The sequence below is a fragment of the Nocardiopsis sp. CC223A genome (genome assembly GCF_030766825.1).
GTDB lineage: Bacteria > Actinomycetota > Actinomycetes > Streptosporangiales > Streptosporangiaceae > Nocardiopsis.
In genome coordinates, this window is record NZ_JASFDV010000008.1 from 22,081 (window position 1) to 40,249 (window position 18,169).

Below are 18,169 nucleotides of genomic sequence, written 5' to 3' on the forward strand. Positions count from 1 at the left end.
CCCGGGGGGTGCGCGTGCCGCCCTGCTCCTCCGCCACCGCTCCGTGCGGGCCGCACGGGTACGCCCGCCCGCACGGAGCGGTGGCGGCAGGTGGCGGGCGGCGGGGTCCCGGACGGTGCGGTCGTCCTCTTCCCGTCCGTGCGCCCACCACGTCGGGTTCGCCCCCGGGTCGGCCCGGCGGTGACCGATGGGACCTGCGATGTCGGGGCCGGCGACCGCCCGGCCGTCGTTCCCGCCGAGGAGAACGCGGGCCGTGAGTTCGTCGAGGTCCCCTGCCTCGCCGCGAACGCCCGTTACGCCGTGCCCGGGGATGCGGGGCACCTCAGGAGACCCCGTGCTCCGCCGTTCCGGGCGGCTCCGGGCCGGAGGCCGTCGCGCGCGTGGTCGGCGACCCGGTCGTGTGCGCGGCCCCCGCCTCCTGCCCGGTGGCCGTGCCCCGGAGCGGCACGGCGGGCGCCGGGGGCGGTGTCCGGCGCCCACCGCCCGGTGCGAGGTGGAGTCCGGAGTCCGGAGCCGGGATCCCCGGGCCGCCGGGGGCGCGCACGGTCCGGCGCGGAACCCGGCGGTTCCGGTGGCGGAAGCGCTCACCTGCCGGCGGTTACAGCACCGAGCCCCATCGGCCCGGCGGATCCCGTCAGGCGACGCCCGCCATGAAGTGGTGGCGGCACAGGGTCGCGTACGACTCGTTGCCGCCGATGTGCACCTGTTCGCCCTCGTACACCATGACGCCGTCCACCACCCGCGCGTTGTGGGTGGCGCGCCCCCCGCACCAGCAGCGCGCCGACACCGGCAGCACCTCGATCTTGTCCGCCAGTTCCACCAGCCGCTGCGAGCCCGCGAAGAGCCGCCCCTGGAAGTCGGTGAGGATCCCGTAGCAGTACACGTCGATCCGCATCCCGTCCACGACGCCCGCCAGCTGGCCCACCTGCTTGGGTGACAGGAACTGGGCCTCGTCGCAGATCACGTACGGAGCCTTGCGGTCGGCGACGTCGTCGTAGAGGTCGAGTTCGTCGGTCACCTCGACGGCCGGGGACACCAGCCCCAGCCGGGAGGAGATGATCCCCGCGCCCGCGCGGTCCTGGCGGGTGTAGAGCACGCCTTCGCTGCCGCGGGAGTGGTGCTCCTGGAGGGCCATGGTGCTCTTGCCCGAGTTCATGGCTCCGGTGAAGTACTTCAGCTCCGCCATGGCTCTCTTTCCTCGGTCGGGGGCGGGGGCCGGATACGGGTGCGGTCCGTCGGGTCCCGGGTTCCGGACCCCGGTTCGCGCGGCGGCTCCGGCGGTCCGTTCCCGCCGGGCGGGGCGGTCCGGACGCGGTCCCGGGACCGGTGCGGCCGAGGGGTGTGCGGGGGTGTGGGGGCCGCAGGCCAGCAGAGAAGATACCAGTGCGGTGCCCGTTCGCCGGAACCCCGGCGTGGTTCCGGCGTCCCGGACTTCGCGGTGTTCCCTTCCCCGCCGACTCCCGGGTTCCCCACCGTTGGTGCTTTTTCGGCCCGGTTTGCGCGCGGGGTGTGTTCCGGCCGGAATTACCGATGTGGTGTGTTGCACCTGCGAATCGCACCGGCCGTCATCCACCCGTTATCGCTCCGGCGCCGACACGCGCCCGCCCGGGTCCGCCGGTGTCGTGCGGCAGGGCCGATCGGCGCCGGTCGGTACACGGGGGGAGGCGGGCGGCCCGGGGTCCGCGCGGGCGGGAGGAAGGGGCGAGGGGTGCTGCTGCGGTGGCGGTGACCTGCGGTGGTCCGGCCCGTGTCCCTCCCCGGCGGTCCCGGACCCCGCCGGTGCGGGGCGGCGGCCGGGGGCGGTCGGCCGGGGCGGAGTCCGCCCGGGACGGTGCGCCGAACACCGTCGGGAGAGATGCGCCGAAGATCGGTTCGGCTGCTTTTGATATATCTGGGTGGCCACTGTCCTGATCGGGGGTGGAATTACGGAGGGGAACGGCACATTGAGCAGAGAACAGATCACCCGTGTGGTGGAGAGCCGGTGGTTCTCCAACGTGATGTTGCTGGTGATTCTGGTCAATGCGGGGATTTTGGGATGGGCGACTTATGGGGGTTCCGCCCTTCCTTATCTTCTGATCGCCGAGCAGGTGATCGTCGGCGTCTTCGTCATCGAGATGGCGCTCAAGCTCTACGCGTGGCGCGGCGACTTCTTCCGTGCGCCCTGGAACTGGTTCGACCTCCTGGTCGTGGTCGTCTCGGTGATCCCGGCGACCGGCCCGTTCTCCGTGCTGCGCATCCTGCGCGTGCTGCGGATCCTGCGGGTCATCACGGCCGTCCCGCAGATGCGCATGATCATCACGGCCCTGTTCCGTTCCGTGCCGGGGATGGGGACGGTCATCGGGCTGCTGCTGGTGACCATCTACACCGCGGCGATCATCGCCCAGCAAATGTTCGGCCGGGACGTGCCGGAGTACTTCGGCGACCTGGGGGTGTCGTTGTACACGATGTTCCTGCTGCTCACCACGGAGAACTGGCCGGACGTGTCGGACGCCGTCCTCCAGCAGCACCCGCTGGGGTGGATGTTCTTCGTGACCTACATCGTGATCACGGCCTTCATCATGCTGAACCTGGTGATCGGTGTGATCGTGACCGCCATGGAGCAGGAGGTCAACGAGGAGCGCTGGGTGGAGGACCAGGAGTTGGAGGCCGTGCAGCACGAGGCGGTCATGGCGCGGCTGGATCGGTTGGGCGCGCAGGTGGAGCGGCTGGACCGGATGCTGCGGGAGCAGCGCGGTGACGCGGGCGGGGCCGACGGCGCGGACGGACCGGTGCCCTCGGAGGCCGGGGCGGGCGCGGAAGCGGGCCCCGGGGCGGTCGCCGACACCGGTTGCGGGGCGGGGGCCGCAGCGCCGGGGAACGGGCACCGCGCCGACGGGTGAGCAGGGCCGCCGGACGGTGGGGGAGGCACCGGCGCGGCCGCCCGCGGACATACGGGTCCCGGCCCCCGGGCGCCCCGGAACCGCCCGATGAGCCGGTGGCGGGGGTCGGCGGGGCCGACGGGGCCGGTCCCGGGGGGCGTGTCCCGTGCGGAGCATCCAGGTTCCGCACGGGACCCGCCCGCCGTGTTCTCTACGGGTTCGGCGGGGCGGGCCCGTGCGGTCGGGCCGTCGAAGGGGTGCGTGCGGTCACCGCCGGGTCAGCGGCGGGCGTCGAGCCAGGGCGTGGGCAGGGCGCCGCCGCTCCGCAGATAACGGTGGAGGGCCTCGAAGGCCCTGTCGGCGCGGCGCAGGACGGACACCGCGTCGACGGTGGGATCGGCGGCGTCGCGGAGCAGCGAGGACAGTCGGTCGAAGAGTTCGTCGGCCCGTTCCCGCTGGGCCCGGGTGACGGGCCGGTCGGTGCGGCGCTTGCGCGTGGCGGTGCCGGTCTGGTCGGGCATCGCGTTTTCCTTTCCGGTGGTTCGTGCGGGTGCGCGGGTCGCGGATGTGCGTCGCGGTAGCGGGCCGAAGGCCCGGGGCGGCGCGGGGGCGGTGGGCCGGGTCCGGGGTGCGGTGAGGCGGGCGAAGTCGGCCCAGGTGAGTTCGCGGTGGCCGTTCACAGGCGGCCGAGGAGTTCGGCGACCAGGTCTCGGGCCAGGGCGTCCTCGCCCCCCGACCGGGCGACCGGAACGGTGATGTGCGGTTCGCCCGGCATCGGCCGCCACCACCGGTCGTCCGTGTGGCGGACGGTGACCCGGTGTCCGGCGTGTTCGGCCCGCACCGAGCCCGGCAGGTCGCCGTCCGTTGCGGCGACGCCCCGGCGGCGCAGTGCCGAGCGCAGGGCCAGGACCGCGGTTTCGGTGTCGGCGGTAACGGGGGTGTGCGCGGTGTCGTTCATGTTCCCAGCGTCGCCGCGCGGGACGCGCTCCACCAGATAGATAAGTATTCCCGTAAAGACATGGTCGGGGTCGTAGCATTCTGGCTAGTTTTGCAACATGGCTGCAAAACAATTCCCGGCACGATTGGTCAAAGCACGCGAAATATCAGGATTAACGCAAAGGCAGCTTGCGGCGCGAGCAGGTACGTCGTCGGCCTCTGTATCCAGGTGGGAAGCGGGTAAGACCACCCCGCAACGGGACAACGTCCAGATCCTCGATGATGCGGTGAACGCCCGCGGGGCCCTGTTGAAGGCGTGGGCCGACGACAAGGAGGGCGCGGGCCTCCCGGCGTACATGCGCGATCTGGGGCGGCTCGAAGAACTCGCACGCCTCATCGAGTTGGTCTCACCGCTGCTGATCCCCGGACTCTTGCAGTCCCCCTCGTACGCTCGGTTGATCTTCGAAGAGTCATTGATGGGTGAGACCGGCGCAGACCTGGACGAACTGGTCGCGCTGCGGTGCGGGCGCTACGAGAAGCTCCGCAGTGCCAACGACCCGAAGGTCGTCGCCGTGCTCCCGGAGACGGCGCTGACGCTGGTGCCCGAGGCGGTGCGCAGTGAGCAGGCGCGCCACCTGGTGGAACTCACCGACACGGGGAGGGTGAGGGTCCATCTGGTCCCCTCGGGGTCCCTCCTGCTGGGGGTGACGTCCATGCTGTTGGTCTTCCACATGCACGACGGTGGAACGGCTGTTTCCAGTGACCACGTGGACGGTAACGTCGTCTACGCAGACTCCGACGGATACCCCCGTTTGCAGGGTCTGGTGAAGCAGGCGCTCGGTGCCGCGCTTCCCGCCGCCCAGTCGCGAAAGGTATTGGAAGAACTACTGTGAGCAATGAACTCTGGCACAAGTCGTCCTACTCGTCTTCAGGCGGCAACTGCGTGGAGGTGCGCGAGCACGAGACCGGTGCCGATGTGCGCGACACCCAGAACCGGGCGGCCGGACACCTCGACTTCGGCCGCACCGAGTGGTCCGCCCTCCTCGCCGGCGTCCGCACCGACCGGTGACCTTCGGCCCGAGCCCCCGTCCTGGAATTCCAGGTCGGGGGCTTTTTCATACCCGGATGACCGAATAGAACCTTTAATGGCAATGGCCAGAAAAATTCCCGCAAGCGAGTTCACCTGCACGGACGCCGGTCCGGGAAAAATTTCTGGCACTACTCGGGCTTAAGTGGCCCTATCGTCTTTGCCATCACATAACCTCTGCTCGACAACCGAACACAGTGACCCCGCGACGCTTAGGTAGCGCCCGGGGTCGTGGCCAGCAATTCGCCCCTTTAGATCCAAAGGATTGCCGACGTGGCTCAGTCTAGTGCCGCGCTTTTGAGCCGTGCCCTGCGCCTGCTCGAAGCGCTCTTCTCCCCTCCCCGCGGGCGTCACTCCCGAACCCGCATCCTCGGTCTCCGCCGCAGGTCAACGCGCGTTCGCCGGTACGCCGCGAACCCCGGACCCGCCCGCCGTTCCACCCTGCACCTCCCCGCCGACCTCGCCCCGCCCGCCGAGGTGTTCCCGGCCGAGGACGTCGCCCTGGTCCGGCCCTACTACACCGCCCACGAACGCTCCCTCGCCGAGGGCGACGATGCCGATCGCGTCCAGGCCCAGGCGTGCGCCCGCCTGGCCCGCTGGACCAACGACACCACCGAGCCCCCCGCGCCGCCGCGCATCCCCGCGCAGCGCCCCGCGCCCGCCGGGGACCTGCTCGCCCCCACCGCTCCCGAGCCTGTGCGTGTCCGGGACCCGTTCGTGCCGCCGGACCTGGCCGACCTGGAAAAAGCCGTCCGCACCTGGGTCGCCCAGCAGGAGCGCCACCGCGCGCAGGCCCAGGGGGTGGGGGTGTGACGAACGTTCGCGCCTGGCCGCCCCGCCGCTACGCCGGGAAGGTGTCCGAGCTGGCCCGGATGCGCACCGACCTGGCCACCGACCTGCACGGATTCGTCGCCGACACCGTGGACTCGGTGGTGCTGTGCGGCAGCGAGCTGTTCACCAACTGTCTCCGCTACACCGCCTCCGGGCGCGGCGGCGGGCAGGTGATCCGGACCCTGTGGGCGATCGGTGACCGGGTCTGCGTCGGGTTCACCGACGACGGCGACACCAACGGCCGCATCCCGCAGATCCCCTACGCCCGCACGGTGCAGGAGTGGGCGTCGGCCGAGGGCGGCCGGGGCCTGCTGCTGATCGAGGCCACCGCCACCGTGTGGGGCCACCGGCCGGTGTGCGGGTGCTGCGACCTGGGCCGCCACACCTGGGCCGCGTTCACCCTCCCCGACCCGCCCGGCCTGCCCGAGACCGCATGAACCACCCGGGCCGCGGGCGGCCCCCTGTCCGCGGCCCCGTCCCCTTTCATACCTACGAAGAATGACAAGGAGTGCGATGCCGAGCGAAGAGCACGAGATCCCCTTGGATATGTTCCGGAAGGAACCGGGCCTGGTGGTACCGCTGCTCGAAGGAGCCGGAATCGATCTGCCGGAGTTCACCGAGGTCACGCACACCTCGGCCGAGTGCACCGACAGCAAGCCCCGGGTCTACACCGCCGATGGCGCCTTCGTGCTGCGCAACGGTACGGAGAACGTCCTCGCGGTGGTGCTCGAACGCCAGCACGTCCGCGACCCGGACAAGGTCTGGACCTGGCCGGTCTACCAGGCCACCGTGCGGGCCCGGCTGAAGTGTCCGACGATGTTGCTGGTGCTGTGCCCGACCGATGCGATGGCCCGCTACTACGCCGGGCCCATCGAGACGGGGTATCCGGGGGACCGGATGACGCCGGTGGTGGTCGGACCGAGCCGGGTGCCGTGGGTGGTGGATCCGGTGCAGGCCCGGGCACTGCCGGGGTTGGCGGTGTTGTCGGCCAAGGCGCACGGGGACGACGATCATCGGGTGCTGGACGCGCTGATGGCGGCTCTGGATGTCGTGACCTCGGATGACCGCGCGTTTTACTATGACTACGTACTCGCGGGACGCTCTCCGGCGGCCCGGAAATACTTGGAGGACTTGATGTCTGTGGGTACCTACCAGTGGCAGAGCGATTTCGCCCGTAAGTACGTCAGCATCGGCCGTGAGGAGGGCCGTGAGGAGGGCCGCGAGGAAGGCCGTGAGGAGGGGCGCGAAGAAGGGGTCGCCGCAAGCGTGCTCCGCATCCTCGACAAGCGGGGGCTGACGGTCTCCGATGACGTCCGTGACCGGGTCCTGTCCTGCCGCGACCTCGACTCCCTCAACTCGTGGCTGGACAGGGCCCTCGACCTCGACCGCGCCGAAGACCTCTTCGACTGAACCGCGTCGTCCGCGGGTCCCGGATCGGCCCGCGGCCCCGTTCCGCTTCGAGCGCCCCCTCGCCCCGTGAGGGGGCGCTCTGCGCGCGGCCCGGCATAGCAGTTCCGGGGTCCGAGCACAACGGGTGAGCCCCCCAGTACGAACGGGGTGCCGTACTCAGGCGTCCCGGGCCCGCCGTCCTGAGGATGGGGTGCATGAAGAACACAGCGAAGATCGCGTTCGGCACCCTCGGCCTCCTCGCCTTCGCGGCCACGGCCTGCACCCCCGGCACCGGTTCCGAGGCGACCCCGACCGGGGCGGTGGAGGAGGACGGGCTGCCGCCGCTGGGCGCGGACGGACAGGCGCCCTCCGAGAACCTGTCCCTGGAGGAGGCCGCGCCCTTCCTGGAGGCACAGGGGTACCTGCCCGCCGAGGGCGACCTCAACGGCTACGAGATCGGTTACATGCCCGACGACGTCGAGGGCACCCCCTACGACCTGGACTACACGGCCTTGGCCGCCGCGGAGGGCCAGGTCGTCCCCGACCTGCACGAGGTCGAGCGCTCGTGGCTGGCCGACACCATCCAGGTCGACCACCTGGTCGACGACTTCGGCGAGGTGCTGCCCGAGCGCGAGGCCGTCGCCGTCTCCAGCCTGTACGTGTCCGTGATGCGCCGGGACGACTTCACCGACATCGACACTTACCACGAGCTCATGGGGACCGAGATGGAAGCGGAGTTCCACGACTCGCCCGCACGGGAGCTGCCGGACGGAAACGGGCATTACAACGGTTCCACCGCGATCTTCTCCCCGGAGTCCGGGGTGGTCGTCCGGGTCGACTACGTGGACGACGCCTACTGGGCGGAGATGGACGAGAGCGACGACCTCACCGCCGAGGGCGACCCCGAGGAGGTCCTGCGCATCGTCGAGGGCATCACCCCCGCCTGACCGGGACGTCGGTCGGAGGGCGTCGTGTTGCCCCCGCCTTTGGGGGTTTCCTTCCCGCCGGAGGTGGTCGGCTCCTTCCGGTGGGCGTCGCGCCATCCTCGTCCCAGAGGGTTTCTCACCCGCCTGGGGCCCCGGCCCCGGCCCGGTCGCATGCTTGGCGACCCCCACCGCAGGGGGTGGAGGCGGCAGGAGGCCTCCGGCCCCGCCCGAAGGGGGTTTTGGTAGAGCGGAACGGAACCCCGGCCGCAGGGGGTGAGAGGAACGTGGAGGTTTCCAGGACGGTCACCGCTTGGGAAGGGCGGTCTGTGGGCGCTGTCTCGGAAGCGTTGTGCTCCACCGGTCACCGCTTGGGAAGGTACAGACCCGGGCCGGGCGTCGACCCGTCCCCGCGCAGTCGGCGCCCGGCAGAGCGCCGGTCGGGTGCGTTGGGCTCACGCCCCGGGTGGTGGGGGTGCGCTTTCCGGGGACGGGTCGGTGACCGGCGGCACGCTCAGCCACACATGTCCACGGAGAGAACGCTGTGACCGCACAGCCGCGGTTGCTCAGACCTCGCTTTTCACCCTGGCCACAGGCGGTACAACCCCCGCCGGTACCGCCCTCCTCCGCCGCAGGGGGTGCCAGGGAGGAAGAACCACGACCCCGGCCCCAGACCGGAAGGCGAACCGCCGTCCGCGCTCCAGGGGGCGGAGGTAGCGGGTACCGGGATCTCCGCCGCTGGGAGTGCAGGTTGCGCTCACCCGTGGCCACGGCCCCGGGGTGTCGGGAGAAAGGACCGGGAACCCCGCCGCCGGGGAGTGACGGCCACAGGAGGCCCGAGGGCACGGGGCAAGAGGCAGGGGCAAGAGACAAGGGGCGGAGGCGGGGGCGGGGGTTTCGGGAGGCGGGACACCATCGCCACCGGCACCACCACAAGCACAGGCGCGGCCACCCCCTTGTGGCCGGGGATGGCGGTGGAGGCGGGGGTTTCACCCTCTGGGGGATGGTGTCCCACCGAGTGGTGTAACTTTTCCGGCCCTGTTCCCACGGATGAGCGTCAGCGGTGTCGGGCGGATCGGTGCGCCGCCGCCTCCGGCGGCTTCTTCATCCCGGTCAGCGGGCCGCCGGTACGCGGCGGCCTGCCCGGCTTCGGCCGACCATCGCGATGACCCGCAAGGACGCACCCGCGCGAAAATCACACCACTCCCGGGGACATGACCCTCTGGGGCCGGGGAGGGCGATCGGGGCGGGGGTTACTACGGCGGGTGGCCGGGGTTACTACGGCGGATGGCTGAGGTGAAAAGCGAGGTCTGAGCAACCGCGGCTGTGCGGTCACAGCGTTCTCTCCGTGGACATGTGTGGCTGAGCGTGCCGCCGGTCACCGACCCGTCCCCGGAAAGCGCACCCCCACCACCCGGGGCGTGAGCCCAACGCACCCGACCGGCGCTCTGCCGGGCGCCGACTGCGCGGGGACGGGTCGACGCCCGGCCCGGGTCTGTACCTTCCCAAGCGGTGACCGGTGGAGCACAACGCTTCCGAGACAGCGCCCACAGACCGCCCTTCCCAAGCGGTGACCGTCCTGGAAACCTCCACGTTCCTCTCACCCCCTGCGGCCGGGGTTCCGTTCCGCTCTACCAAAACCCCCTTCGGGCGGGGCCGGAGGCCTCCTGCCGCCTCCACCCCCTGCGGTGGGGGTCGCCAAGCATGCGACCGGGCCGGGGCCGGGGCCCCAGGCGGGTGAGAAACCCTCTGGGACGAGGATGGCGCGACGCCCACCGGAAGGAGCCGACCACCTCCGGCGGGAGGGAAACCCCCAAAGGCGGGGGCCGGGAAAGGTGTCCGGGCCGGGCCCCAGCCCACGGCGGAGGAGTTCGCCAGGTCGAGCGCCCGTGCGGGCACCCGGCGCAGCAGCGTGTTGCGCACCGACCGTCTCCGGTGTCTCCAACCGCCGCCCAGGTCCGCGCTCACCTTGGCGATGAACACGACCATGCTGTACGGGGGAGCGCTGTTCACACGGGTCACCGGGCCGGTGAGGGCGTTCGATGAGGCGGGTGTGCGCGCCCTGGTCGCGACCGCTCTCATCTGAACGCCGACGGACCCCGGGCGCACCGCGTGGGCGTGCGTCCGGGGTCCGCCGGTCGGGTGTCAGGGGCGGGTGGCCTTGCCGTCGAGCCAGAGGGTAGCGGACTCGTCCCGGTGGGAGCCCGTGGTGCCGACGTGCCCGGCGTCGATCTTCGGGCCCTTCTTGATGACGTGGACCAGGGCCATGCCGTGGCCGCGGCCGAGGCCGTGGTCCTCCTTGAGCCAGGCCAGGATCGCCCCCGCCTTGGTGTCGGGCGCGTCGAAGCCGCGCTCCTTGGCGAGGTCGACGAGCTGGCGGGGGGTGAGCCCGGTCTTGTCCTCGATGGTGTCGAGGTAGGCCTGGAACGACATCCGGGGGTCCTTTCGCCGGGCGCTCTCCGTGACCGGGGCGCCGTGCCGATGGCAGAAGACTGCCGTACCCCTCGGACATTCGGGCGGTGGGACCACGGGCCGCCCGATCGCGCATGCCCTGTGCCGGGTGCGGGTCAGCCGACCAGGTGCTCGCCGAAGAATCCGGTGAGTCGGGTGACGGCCTGGGAGACGTACTCGTCCCGGTCGTACAGGTCGATGTGGGTGGCGCCCTCGACCAGGAACAGCTCCTTGGGCTCGCGCGCCTTCTCGATCGCCTCCCGGCTGAAGTAGGCGGTGTCCGCGTCCGAACCCGCGATCATCAGCAGCGGCCGCGGTGAGATCAGCTCGATCATCGCGTAGGAGTCGTACTGGGCGATCTGGTCGATGCTGCGCAGCACCCACGCGTTGGTGGAGTTGCGGTGCCCGCCGCGCGGGGTCCGGTAGTAGTCCTGCGCCTCGCGGTACAGGGTGGGCGCCTCCTCCAGCCCCTCGGGGCTCTCGGGCGCCCAGTTCAGTGTGGCCGGGGCTTCGCCGCGCGCCTCGGCGGTCCGCAGGGCGCCCGCCTGGTCGAGCATGCCCTGTAGGACCTCCGGGCCCTGGGTCCGGCCCAGGCCCTCGACCAGCAGGCCGCGGATGTCCACGGCGCTGACCGTGGCCACGGCCCTGATGCGGTGGTCGGTCTGGGCCGCGAAGGGCACGTACCCGCCGGAGGCGCAGATGCCCATCGCGCCGATCCGGGCCGGGTCGATGTCATCGCGGGTGGTCAGGTAGGTGACGGCGGCGCGGACGTCCTCGGCGCGCTGGAACGGGTTCTCCAGTCCGCGCGGCTCGCCCTCGCTCTCGCCCTGGTGGGCGGCGTCGAAGACGAGCGCGGCGAACCCGGCGCGGGCCAGCCGCTCGGCGTAGACGCTCGCGGTCTGTTCCTTCACCCCGCCGCCGGGGTGGGAGACCACGACGGCCGCCAGCGGGGCGCCGGTGTGGCCGTCCGGGGTGAACAGCAGACCCGCGAGGGCGAGGCCGCTGCTGGGAAAGGTGACAGAGGTCTTCATGGGTTCCCCATCGGATTTCATGTCGGTGTGTTGCGGGAAAAGCATCCCCGCCATTCGCCGCGGCCCTTCCGGGGGAATCCCGGCGGCCGCACCATCGAGATTCACACGTGCCTTGACCTGTGACAATGGGCCGTCCGCAGCCCCGGACAGGGGCGTCCTGGGACAGATCCGGCCCCCTGTCGAAAGGCGGGCCCTCTGCGAGACTGGTCCCATGAACGGTGATGCGCGCGCCAACGAATTGGGTGAATTCCTCAAGGCCCGCAGGGCCGAGGTCGACCCCCGGACGGCCGGAGTGCCCCACACCGGATCCCAACGCCGGGTCAAGGGTCTGCGCCGGGAGGAGGTCGCCCTGCTGGCCTCGATCAGCCCCGACTACTACACCCGCATCGAACAGGGCCGCAGGCAGGCGTCCGCGCCGGTGCTGGAGATCCTCGCCCGGGTCCTGCGCCTGGACGAGGAGGAACGTGCCTACCTGTTCGAACTCGCGGGCCGGGAGCCGGGCCGCCCCCGCCGCCGGGCCGCGCAGCGGGTACAGCCGCAGCTGCGCCGACTGCTGGAGGAGCTCACCACCATCCCCGCCCTCGTCCTGGGGCGGTGCCTGGACGTGCTGGCCTGGAATCGGATGGCCGACGCCCTGTTCACCGATTTCGCGCAGGTCCCGGAGAAGCAGCGCAACTATGTCCGGCTGTTGTTCACCGAGCCGGCCTTCCGGGCACTCCACGACGACTGGGAGTCCGTGGCCCGCAACGCGGTGGCGATCCTGCGCCGGGAGGCCGGGCGTGACCCGCGGGACCAGCGGATGGAGTCGCTGGTCGGTGAGTTGTCCGTGCGGGACGATGACTTCCGGCGCTGGTGGGCGGACCACCACGTCGCGGTCCTGGACCGGGGGAGCAAGGTGATGCGCCACCCCGTCGCCGGGGAGCTGACCCTCGACTGGGAGGCCCTGTCCTGTGCTGGGGACCCCGAGCAGCAGCTCGTCGTCTGGTCGGCCGAACCCGGCACGCCCGCGCACGACGGGCTGCGGTTCCTCGCCTCCTGGGCCGCCGGGGACGCCCGTTCCGAGGCTGAGCGCTGAGCCGGGACGGTGGCCTGCCGCGAACGATCACCGCAGCTCAGGGGCCGCCATGCCGACTTCGCCGCCCTTCCTCGCCCGGCCCGGACGGGGCCCGGCCCGGACGGGGCCCGGCCCGGTCAGCGCCAGGGGAGGGAGGACAGGTCCTCGGCGAGGAGGTCGCGCTCGCCCGGGGACTCCGGGCGCAGGTGCTCGGCGGCGACGGCGAGGTCGTCCGCGGCACCGCAGCCCGGGGACAGGCTCACGATCCGCCCGTCGTCCATGGCGACGCGCAGCTCGGCCGGGGCGGCGTCCGAGTGGTGGACGGCGACGGTGTCGCCGCCGTCGACGCACCGCGTCCCCGGGTAGTCGCAGCCCTGGGTGATCTCCTCGGAGACGCTGTCCCAGGTGACCACGTACAGCGGGGCGCCGCCCCCGCCGAGGTAGGTGAGCCGCAGCCCCCGGTGGGTGCGGTGGGCGGCGGCCAGGGTCCAGTCCGGGTGGTCCAGGACGGTGATCGGCCGCCCGTAGCCGCGGATCAGCTCTCCGGCGCGTTCGGCGGCGGTGCGGCCGCGCATCACCTCGGACAGCGCCGGGAGCAGCAACAGCAGGACGAACACCACGGCCACGGCGGGCAGGGCGCCGGGGGAGCGGTCGCCCGGCAGCCAGGCGGCGAGCATGGCGGAGCCCAGCCCCAGGGTGGTGATCAGCCCGGTCAGGAACGCGATGTTGACGTTGGGGCCGCCCGGCAGCAGAGCGGCGTCCGGGGCCAGGAACGACACCACGACCGGGACGGCCATGGCGGTGCCGGTCACCAGGACCGAGCAGGTCAGGGCGTGCACGACGCCGAACCCGGCCAGCCAGCGGTCGGCCAGCCACGCCATGAGCAGGACGACCCCGGTGACCACCGGTGTGAGCAGGAACAGCCCCATTCCCGCGTCGCTCAGGGTCAGGGCGCGGGAGAACTCCCACAGCGCCGGGGGGAAGAGCGACATGAGCGGGGCGCCCACCAGGCACAGGGTGAGGACCGCACCGACCGCGGCGATCCGTGGCCGGCCCGTGGGAGCGCGGGGAAGCACACCGTCCATCAGGCCGAATCATCCTCCTGGCGGGGAGGCCACGTTACGCCTGTTGGGGCTTGAGCGCCAGATGTGCAACACGGTATCGGGGCTTGACCCGGACGGCGCCCCGGTGCGGTCCCCGTCCGCACCGGGTCGTCCGATGGTCAACGGGAGTCCACGGCGAACAGGTGTCCGCTTGAACCGTCAGTTCTTGAAGAAGGCGCGGTAGGGGCGCAGCAGGCCGCCGAACACGCCCCGGTTCGGGTCCAGCTGGGTGCTGAGCTTGAGGTCACCCTCGGCCCAGCCCTTGAGCTCCTCCTCGAACGGGGCCAGCGCCCCCGAGTCCGGGTCGAGGTAGAACAGCATGTCCTTGCGTCCGGGCACGGTCTGGTGCATGAACAGGGCGCCGTTGTCGCCCAGCACCCGGTTGAGCCGGTTCTCCAACTCCTGGAGGGCGAGCGCGGACGACTCACCCGGGGTACCGTCGGCGGCGGTCTCGGCGTAGGGCACGACCACGCGCACGGCCAGGGTGAACGCCGGGAAGTCGCGGCGGGTCAACGGGTGGCGGGCGGAGAAGGTCACCCGCCCGCGCCCCGGGCCGGTCCCGTGCAGGGTGACCCAGCCGCCCTCGCCGCCGCCGATCATGTCGACCATCTGGCGGACCGTCGAGGGGATCGAGGTGGGCGGCAGCGGGTCCATGGGCGACTCGTCGAGCGGGTCCACCTTGGCGATGTAGCGGACCACGTCGTCCTCGCCCAGGGCGAGCAGCACCACGTGGTCGGCCAGGGAGCGGCGCACCTCCTCGGACAGGAACATGTTGTCCGGGTGGTAGACGCCCACCTCGATCCGGCCCGAGGCGTGGTCCACGCGCATCGACACCGACACGTGGGACAGGTCCAGCTCGTGGTCCTCCCAGCGCAGGGTCCTGGTCAGGCCGTCGTGGTCGGCGGGCCGCGCCGGGAGGAACCGCCAGGCGCCGTCCTCGGGGGCCGAGCGCGCCCAGCGCTCGGACTGGATGCGGGCGTCGTCGGAGGGACCCGGGCGCAGGGTGAGGGCGTGGGCGGCGGGCTCGGCGAGGGAGCCGGGGTCGTCCAGCGCCGCCAGCCGCTCCAGCAGCTCGTCGGGGTCGACGTCCATCGACAGGTCCAGGTCGGTCAGGTCCGGCCTGGGCGTGGCCGGTGCCGGTCCCACCTCCCAGTCCAGGTCCGGGTGCAGGGCCTTGACCAGCGCGGTCACCCGTTCGGCGGCCTCGTCGGCGACCGGGCGGTCCGCCTCGACGGCCTCGGTCAGGGGGCCGCGCAGGGACGGCCAGGCCTCCCAGAACGCGGAGATCGCGGCGGTCGGGTCGGTGGTGTCGTTGGAGCGGCGACGACGGAACAGAGCCATGGGTCGATTTTCGCAGAAGCGGACGACCACACCCGCCCCGCACACCCCCGACGGGCGCATAGTCTGGAACCACTATGACTTTGCGTGTACTGGCCGCCATGTCGGGCGGGGTCGATTCCGCGGTCGCCGCGGCCCGGGTGGCCGAAGCCGGCCACGACGTCACCGGTGTCCACCTGGCGCTCTCCAAGAACCCGCAGTCCTACCGCACGGGCGCCCGCGGGTGCTGCACGGTGGAGGACTCCCACGACGCCCGCCGGGCCGCGGACGTCATCGGCATCCCCTTCTACGTGTGGGACATGTCGGAGGAGTTCGACCGCGAGGTGGTGCAGGACTTCGTCGCCGAGTACGAGTCGGGCAACACCCCCAACCCGTGCCTGCGCTGCAACGAGAAGATCAAGTTCGAGGCCGTGCTGGACCGTGCCGTCGCACTGGGCTTCGACGCGGTCGCCACCGGCCACCACGTCCGCAAGCTCGACGGGCGGCTGGTGCGCAGCGTGGACCAGGCCAAGGACCAGTCGTACGTGCTGGGCGTGCTCACCGCCGAGCAGGTGGAGCACGCGATGTTCCCGCTGGGCGACTGCACCAAGGAGGAGGTGCGGGCCGAGGCGGAGCGGCGCGGCCTGTCGGTGGCCGACAAGCCCGACAGCCACGACATCTGCTTCATCGCCGACGGCGACACCGCCGGATTCCTCAACCGCAGGCTGGGGGAGCGGCCGGGGGAGATCCTCGACGAGGACGGCAACGTGCTGGGCTCGCACGGCGGGGCGCACGCGTTCACGGTGGGCCAGCGCAAGGGCCTGGGCCTGGGCGGTTCCCCGAACCCGCGCTACGTGCTGTCCATCGAGCCGGTGGACAACACGGTGACGGTGGGCCCGCGCGAGGCGCTGCGGGTGGACGGGATCACCGGGGTGCGCCCGGTGTGGAGCGGTTCGGAGCCGCTGACCGAGCCCACCGACTGCCACGTGCAGCTGCGCGCCCACGGCGAGGTGTACCGGGCGACGGTGCACCAGCGGGACGGCGGCGACGGCCCCGAGCTGGTGGTCCGGCTGGCCGAGCCCGCCACCGGGGTGGCGACCGGGCAGGCCGTGGTGGTCTACGACGGCGACCGGGGCGACACGGTGCTGGGGTCGGCGACGATCTCCGCGACGTCGCGCGCGGCGGTCTCCGCCTGACCCGGGTGTGAGCCACGGGTGGGCAGGGCGTGAGCCTCGCCACTTACCGGACTAAAAGGGACGAACAGGGCAGCTTTTCGATCACGTTCCGACCTTTGCCCCTTGCCCGGGTTAGGTAAGGCAATGCAAACTCAGGGGGGTCAAGGTTGGGAGACCGGTCCATGCCCCAGTTCGCTTTCCTCGAAGGACAACCCTTCTGGGTCGTCTACTTCACCCTGCTCGTCGTCATCCTGCTGCGCGCCCCCGCGACGTACTGGATCGGCCGCGGGCTGGGTGCCGGGGTGAACCGCAGCCGCATGGGCGCCCGCCTGGGACCCCGCCTGGAGCGGGCCAGGAACCTCGTGGACCGCTACGGCGCGCCCGTGGTCACCCTGAGCTTCTTCACCGTCGGCATGCAGACCGCCATCAACCTGTCCGCGGGGGTGGTGCGGATGCGCTTCCCGCGCTACTTCGCCGCCGTGTTCCTGGGCGGCCTGGCCTGGGCGGGCCTGTGGGGCATGGTCATCGCCGGGCTCGTCGGCACCTGGCTCGAACTCTTCCTCGACTCGCCGTGGACCGCCGTGGGCGTCATCGCGGCGGCCGCGGTGCTGGTCACCGCCATGGTGCTGGTGCGCCGTCGGCGGGGCCGCGGGGCACCGGCGGCCGAGCGGACCGCCGGGGGCGTGGGCGTCGAGGACGATGCCGCCGCCCGGGACGCGGGCGGCGAGGGCGACGCCGCCGCCGGGGGCGCGGGCGTGGAGGACGACGCCGCCGCCCGGGACGCGGGCACCGTTCGGGAGCCGGGCACCGCCCGGGAGACGGAGCCCGACACCGGGTCCGGGGCCGATACCGCCCCCGAACACACCGCCGCAGGCTGACCCGCCCCGCCGTCCGCGCCCGGGTCCGGACCGGCCGGACGGCCGCGCCGTACCGTCCCTTGGCCTCCCGTTGCCCTAACCTTGGGCGATGTGAGCGAACAGCACCCCTACCCCTGGCCCGCCGCCTCCTCCACCGGGGTCGGGTCCTGGCCCGGAGAGGACCCCGACGAGGCCGTCCGCACCGTCCTGGGCGAACTTCCCGACCTGCCGCACCTGCCCGAGCTGCCCGGCCGCGGGGTCGGCGCCGACATGGTCGGCCGCACCGCCGGGCTCCTGGTGGAGTTCCCCGTCGAGGTGCAGCCCACCGGCTGGCGTGTCGCCGACACCCCCGGCCGCGACCTGTACCGCGCCCACGGCTTCCTCTCCCGCGACCTGGACGTCCTGGCCGAGCACGCCCACGCCTACGAGGGCGCTCTCAAGATCCAGGTGGCCGGCCCCTGGACGATGGCGGCCTCCGTCGAACTGCGCAACGGCCAGCGCATGGTCGCCGACCCCGGTGCCTACCGCGACCTGGCCGCCTCCCACCTGGAGGGCGTGCGCGCGCACCTCGCCGAGGTCCGCAAACGGGTGCCCGGCGCCCGCCTCCTCGTCCAGGTGGACGAGCCCTCCCTGCCCGCCGTCCTGCTGGGCGCACTGCCCACCGCCAGCGGCTACGGGCGGCTGCGCGCGGTGGACCGGGTTCGCGTGGAGGAGGTGCTGCGCACCCTGTTCGGGGTCATCGAGGAGGCCGGGGCGGTGCCCGCCGTCCACTGCTGCGCCGCCGACGCCCCGCTGGACCTGCTGCGCCGCAGCGGCGCACGGGCGCTGAGCCTGGACGCCGCGCTGCTCGACCGGCGCCACGACGACATGATCGGTACCGCCGTCGAAGCCGGGGTCGGCCTGCTGCTCGGCGTCGTTCCGGCGGTCGATCCGCCCCCCGCGCAGCGCGATCGAATGTCCGACCCGGCGACTAACGTCGAGGTCGTACGCGAGTTGTGGAACCGGCTGGGTTTCGGCCCTGACCTGCTGACCCGTGCGGTGGTGCCCACCCCCGCGTGCGGGCTGGCCGGTGCCTCCCCCGAGCACGCCCGGGCGGCCCTGAAGGCCGTGCGGGACGGGGCGCGGGTCCTGCGGGACGAGCCCCACAGGTCGTAGTC

At 72.2% G+C, this 18,169-nt stretch carries 17 protein-coding genes and 1 pseudogene; 11 read left to right on the top strand and 7 right to left on the bottom strand.

Annotated features, from left to right (window positions below):
• Positions 1-634: 634 nt before the first annotated feature.
• The gene (locus QJS33_RS04935; protein ID WP_306366651.1) at positions 635-1,186 is read right to left on the bottom strand and encodes a thymidine kinase; all 552 of its coding nucleotides are present in this window, start codon (positions 1,184-1,186) and stop codon (positions 635-637) included.
• A gap of 757 nt (positions 1,187-1,943) precedes the next feature.
• Between QJS33_RS04935 and QJS33_RS04940 the strand changes: the two genes are divergently transcribed.
• Positions 1,944-2,879, top strand: a complete 936-nt coding sequence (locus QJS33_RS04940; protein ID WP_306366652.1) for an ion transporter — start codon at positions 1,944-1,946, stop codon at positions 2,877-2,879.
• Positions 2,880-3,136: 257 nt separating this feature from the next.
• Here the strand turns inward: QJS33_RS04940 and QJS33_RS04945 are convergent, their stop codons facing one another.
• Together QJS33_RS04945 and QJS33_RS04950 are read right to left on the bottom strand one after the other, a co-directional pair.
• Entirely contained in the window at positions 3,137-3,379 is a 243-nt protein-coding gene (locus tag QJS33_RS04945; protein ID WP_306366653.1) for a hypothetical protein, read from the bottom strand.
• 155 nt (positions 3,380-3,534) lie between these two features.
• Entirely contained in the window at positions 3,535-3,816 is a 282-nt protein-coding gene (locus QJS33_RS04950; protein WP_306366654.1) for a hypothetical protein, read from the bottom strand.
• Positions 3,817-3,913: 97 nt separating this feature from the next.
• On the opposite strand from QJS33_RS04950, the gene QJS33_RS04955 reads away from it, so the two are divergent.
• From QJS33_RS04955 to QJS33_RS04980, 6 genes are all read left to right on the top strand, one after another.
• The gene (locus tag QJS33_RS04955; protein WP_306366655.1) at positions 3,914-4,687 is read left to right on the top strand and encodes a helix-turn-helix transcriptional regulator; all 774 of its coding nucleotides are present in this window, start codon (positions 3,914-3,916) and stop codon (positions 4,685-4,687) included.
• A complete protein-coding gene (locus QJS33_RS04960; RefSeq protein ID WP_306366656.1) occupies positions 4,684-4,863 on the top strand; it encodes a DUF397 domain-containing protein in 180 nt (59 codons plus the stop codon). The genes QJS33_RS04955 and QJS33_RS04960 overlap by 4 nt, the downstream gene beginning before the upstream one ends.
• A gap of 291 nt (positions 4,864-5,154) precedes the next feature.
• Positions 5,155-5,694, top strand: a complete 540-nt coding sequence (locus QJS33_RS04965) for a hypothetical protein (RefSeq protein ID WP_306366657.1) — start codon at positions 5,155-5,157, stop codon at positions 5,692-5,694.
• Positions 5,691-6,149, top strand: coding sequence for an ATP-binding protein (locus tag QJS33_RS04970; RefSeq protein WP_306366658.1), 459 nt, complete (start codon positions 5,691-5,693; stop codon positions 6,147-6,149). The genes QJS33_RS04965 and QJS33_RS04970 overlap by 4 nt, the downstream gene beginning before the upstream one ends.
• 76 nt (positions 6,150-6,225) lie before the next feature.
• Positions 6,226-7,122 (top strand): hypothetical protein, encoded by an 897-nt coding sequence (locus tag QJS33_RS04975; RefSeq protein WP_306366659.1) that lies wholly within the window; start codon positions 6,226-6,228, stop codon positions 7,120-7,122.
• Between the two features lie 194 nt (positions 7,123-7,316).
• A complete protein-coding gene (locus tag QJS33_RS04980; RefSeq protein WP_306366660.1) occupies positions 7,317-8,048 on the top strand; it encodes a hypothetical protein in 732 nt (243 codons plus the stop codon).
• Positions 8,049-10,169: 2,121 nt separating this feature from the next.
• Here the strand turns inward: QJS33_RS04980 and QJS33_RS04985 are convergent.
• Together QJS33_RS04985 and QJS33_RS04990 are read right to left on the bottom strand one after the other, a co-directional pair.
• The gene (locus tag QJS33_RS04985) at positions 10,170-10,457 is read right to left on the bottom strand and encodes a DUF4287 domain-containing protein (RefSeq protein WP_306366661.1); all 288 of its coding nucleotides are present in this window, start codon (positions 10,455-10,457) and stop codon (positions 10,170-10,172) included.
• A gap of 134 nt (positions 10,458-10,591) precedes the next feature.
• The gene (locus QJS33_RS04990) at positions 10,592-11,506 is read right to left on the bottom strand and encodes an alpha/beta hydrolase (RefSeq protein WP_306366662.1); all 915 of its coding nucleotides are present in this window, start codon (positions 11,504-11,506) and stop codon (positions 10,592-10,594) included.
• 211 nt (positions 11,507-11,717) lie between these two features.
• On the opposite strand from QJS33_RS04990, the gene QJS33_RS04995 reads away from it, so the two are divergent.
• Positions 11,718-12,581, top strand: coding sequence for a helix-turn-helix domain-containing protein (locus QJS33_RS04995; RefSeq protein ID WP_306366663.1), 864 nt, complete (start codon positions 11,718-11,720; stop codon positions 12,579-12,581).
• A 116-nt stretch (positions 12,582-12,697) separates the two neighbouring features.
• On the opposite strand, the gene QJS33_RS05000 is transcribed toward QJS33_RS04995, so the two are convergent.
• Complete coding sequence (locus QJS33_RS05000) at positions 12,698-13,645, bottom strand: hypothetical protein (protein ID WP_306366664.1); 948 nt, start codon at positions 13,643-13,645, stop codon at positions 12,698-12,700.
• Positions 13,646-13,822: 177 nt separating this feature from the next.
• On the bottom strand, positions 13,823-15,004 hold the full coding sequence (locus tag QJS33_RS05005) for a DUF695 domain-containing protein (RefSeq protein WP_306366665.1): 1,182 nt from the start codon (positions 15,002-15,004) through the stop codon (positions 13,823-13,825).
• 74 nt (positions 15,005-15,078) lie between these two features.
• Between QJS33_RS05005 and mnmA the strand changes: the two genes are divergently transcribed.
• The 3 genes and pseudogenes from mnmA (at position 15,079) to QJS33_RS05020 (ending at position 18,167) form a co-directional block, all read left to right on the top strand.
• The gene (mnmA, locus tag QJS33_RS05010; protein WP_306366666.1) at positions 15,079-16,176 is read left to right on the top strand and encodes a tRNA 2-thiouridine(34) synthase MnmA; all 1,098 of its coding nucleotides are present in this window, start codon (positions 15,079-15,081) and stop codon (positions 16,174-16,176) included.
• 161 nt (positions 16,177-16,337) lie between these two features.
• Positions 16,338-16,832: pseudogene (locus QJS33_RS05015) on the top strand (DedA family protein); the annotation flags it as partial.
• 291 nt (positions 16,833-17,123) lie between these two features.
• The gene (locus tag QJS33_RS05020; protein WP_306366667.1) at positions 17,124-18,167 is read left to right on the top strand and encodes a methionine synthase; all 1,044 of its coding nucleotides are present in this window, start codon (positions 17,124-17,126) and stop codon (positions 18,165-18,167) included.
• Positions 18,168-18,169 lie beyond the last annotated feature (2 nt).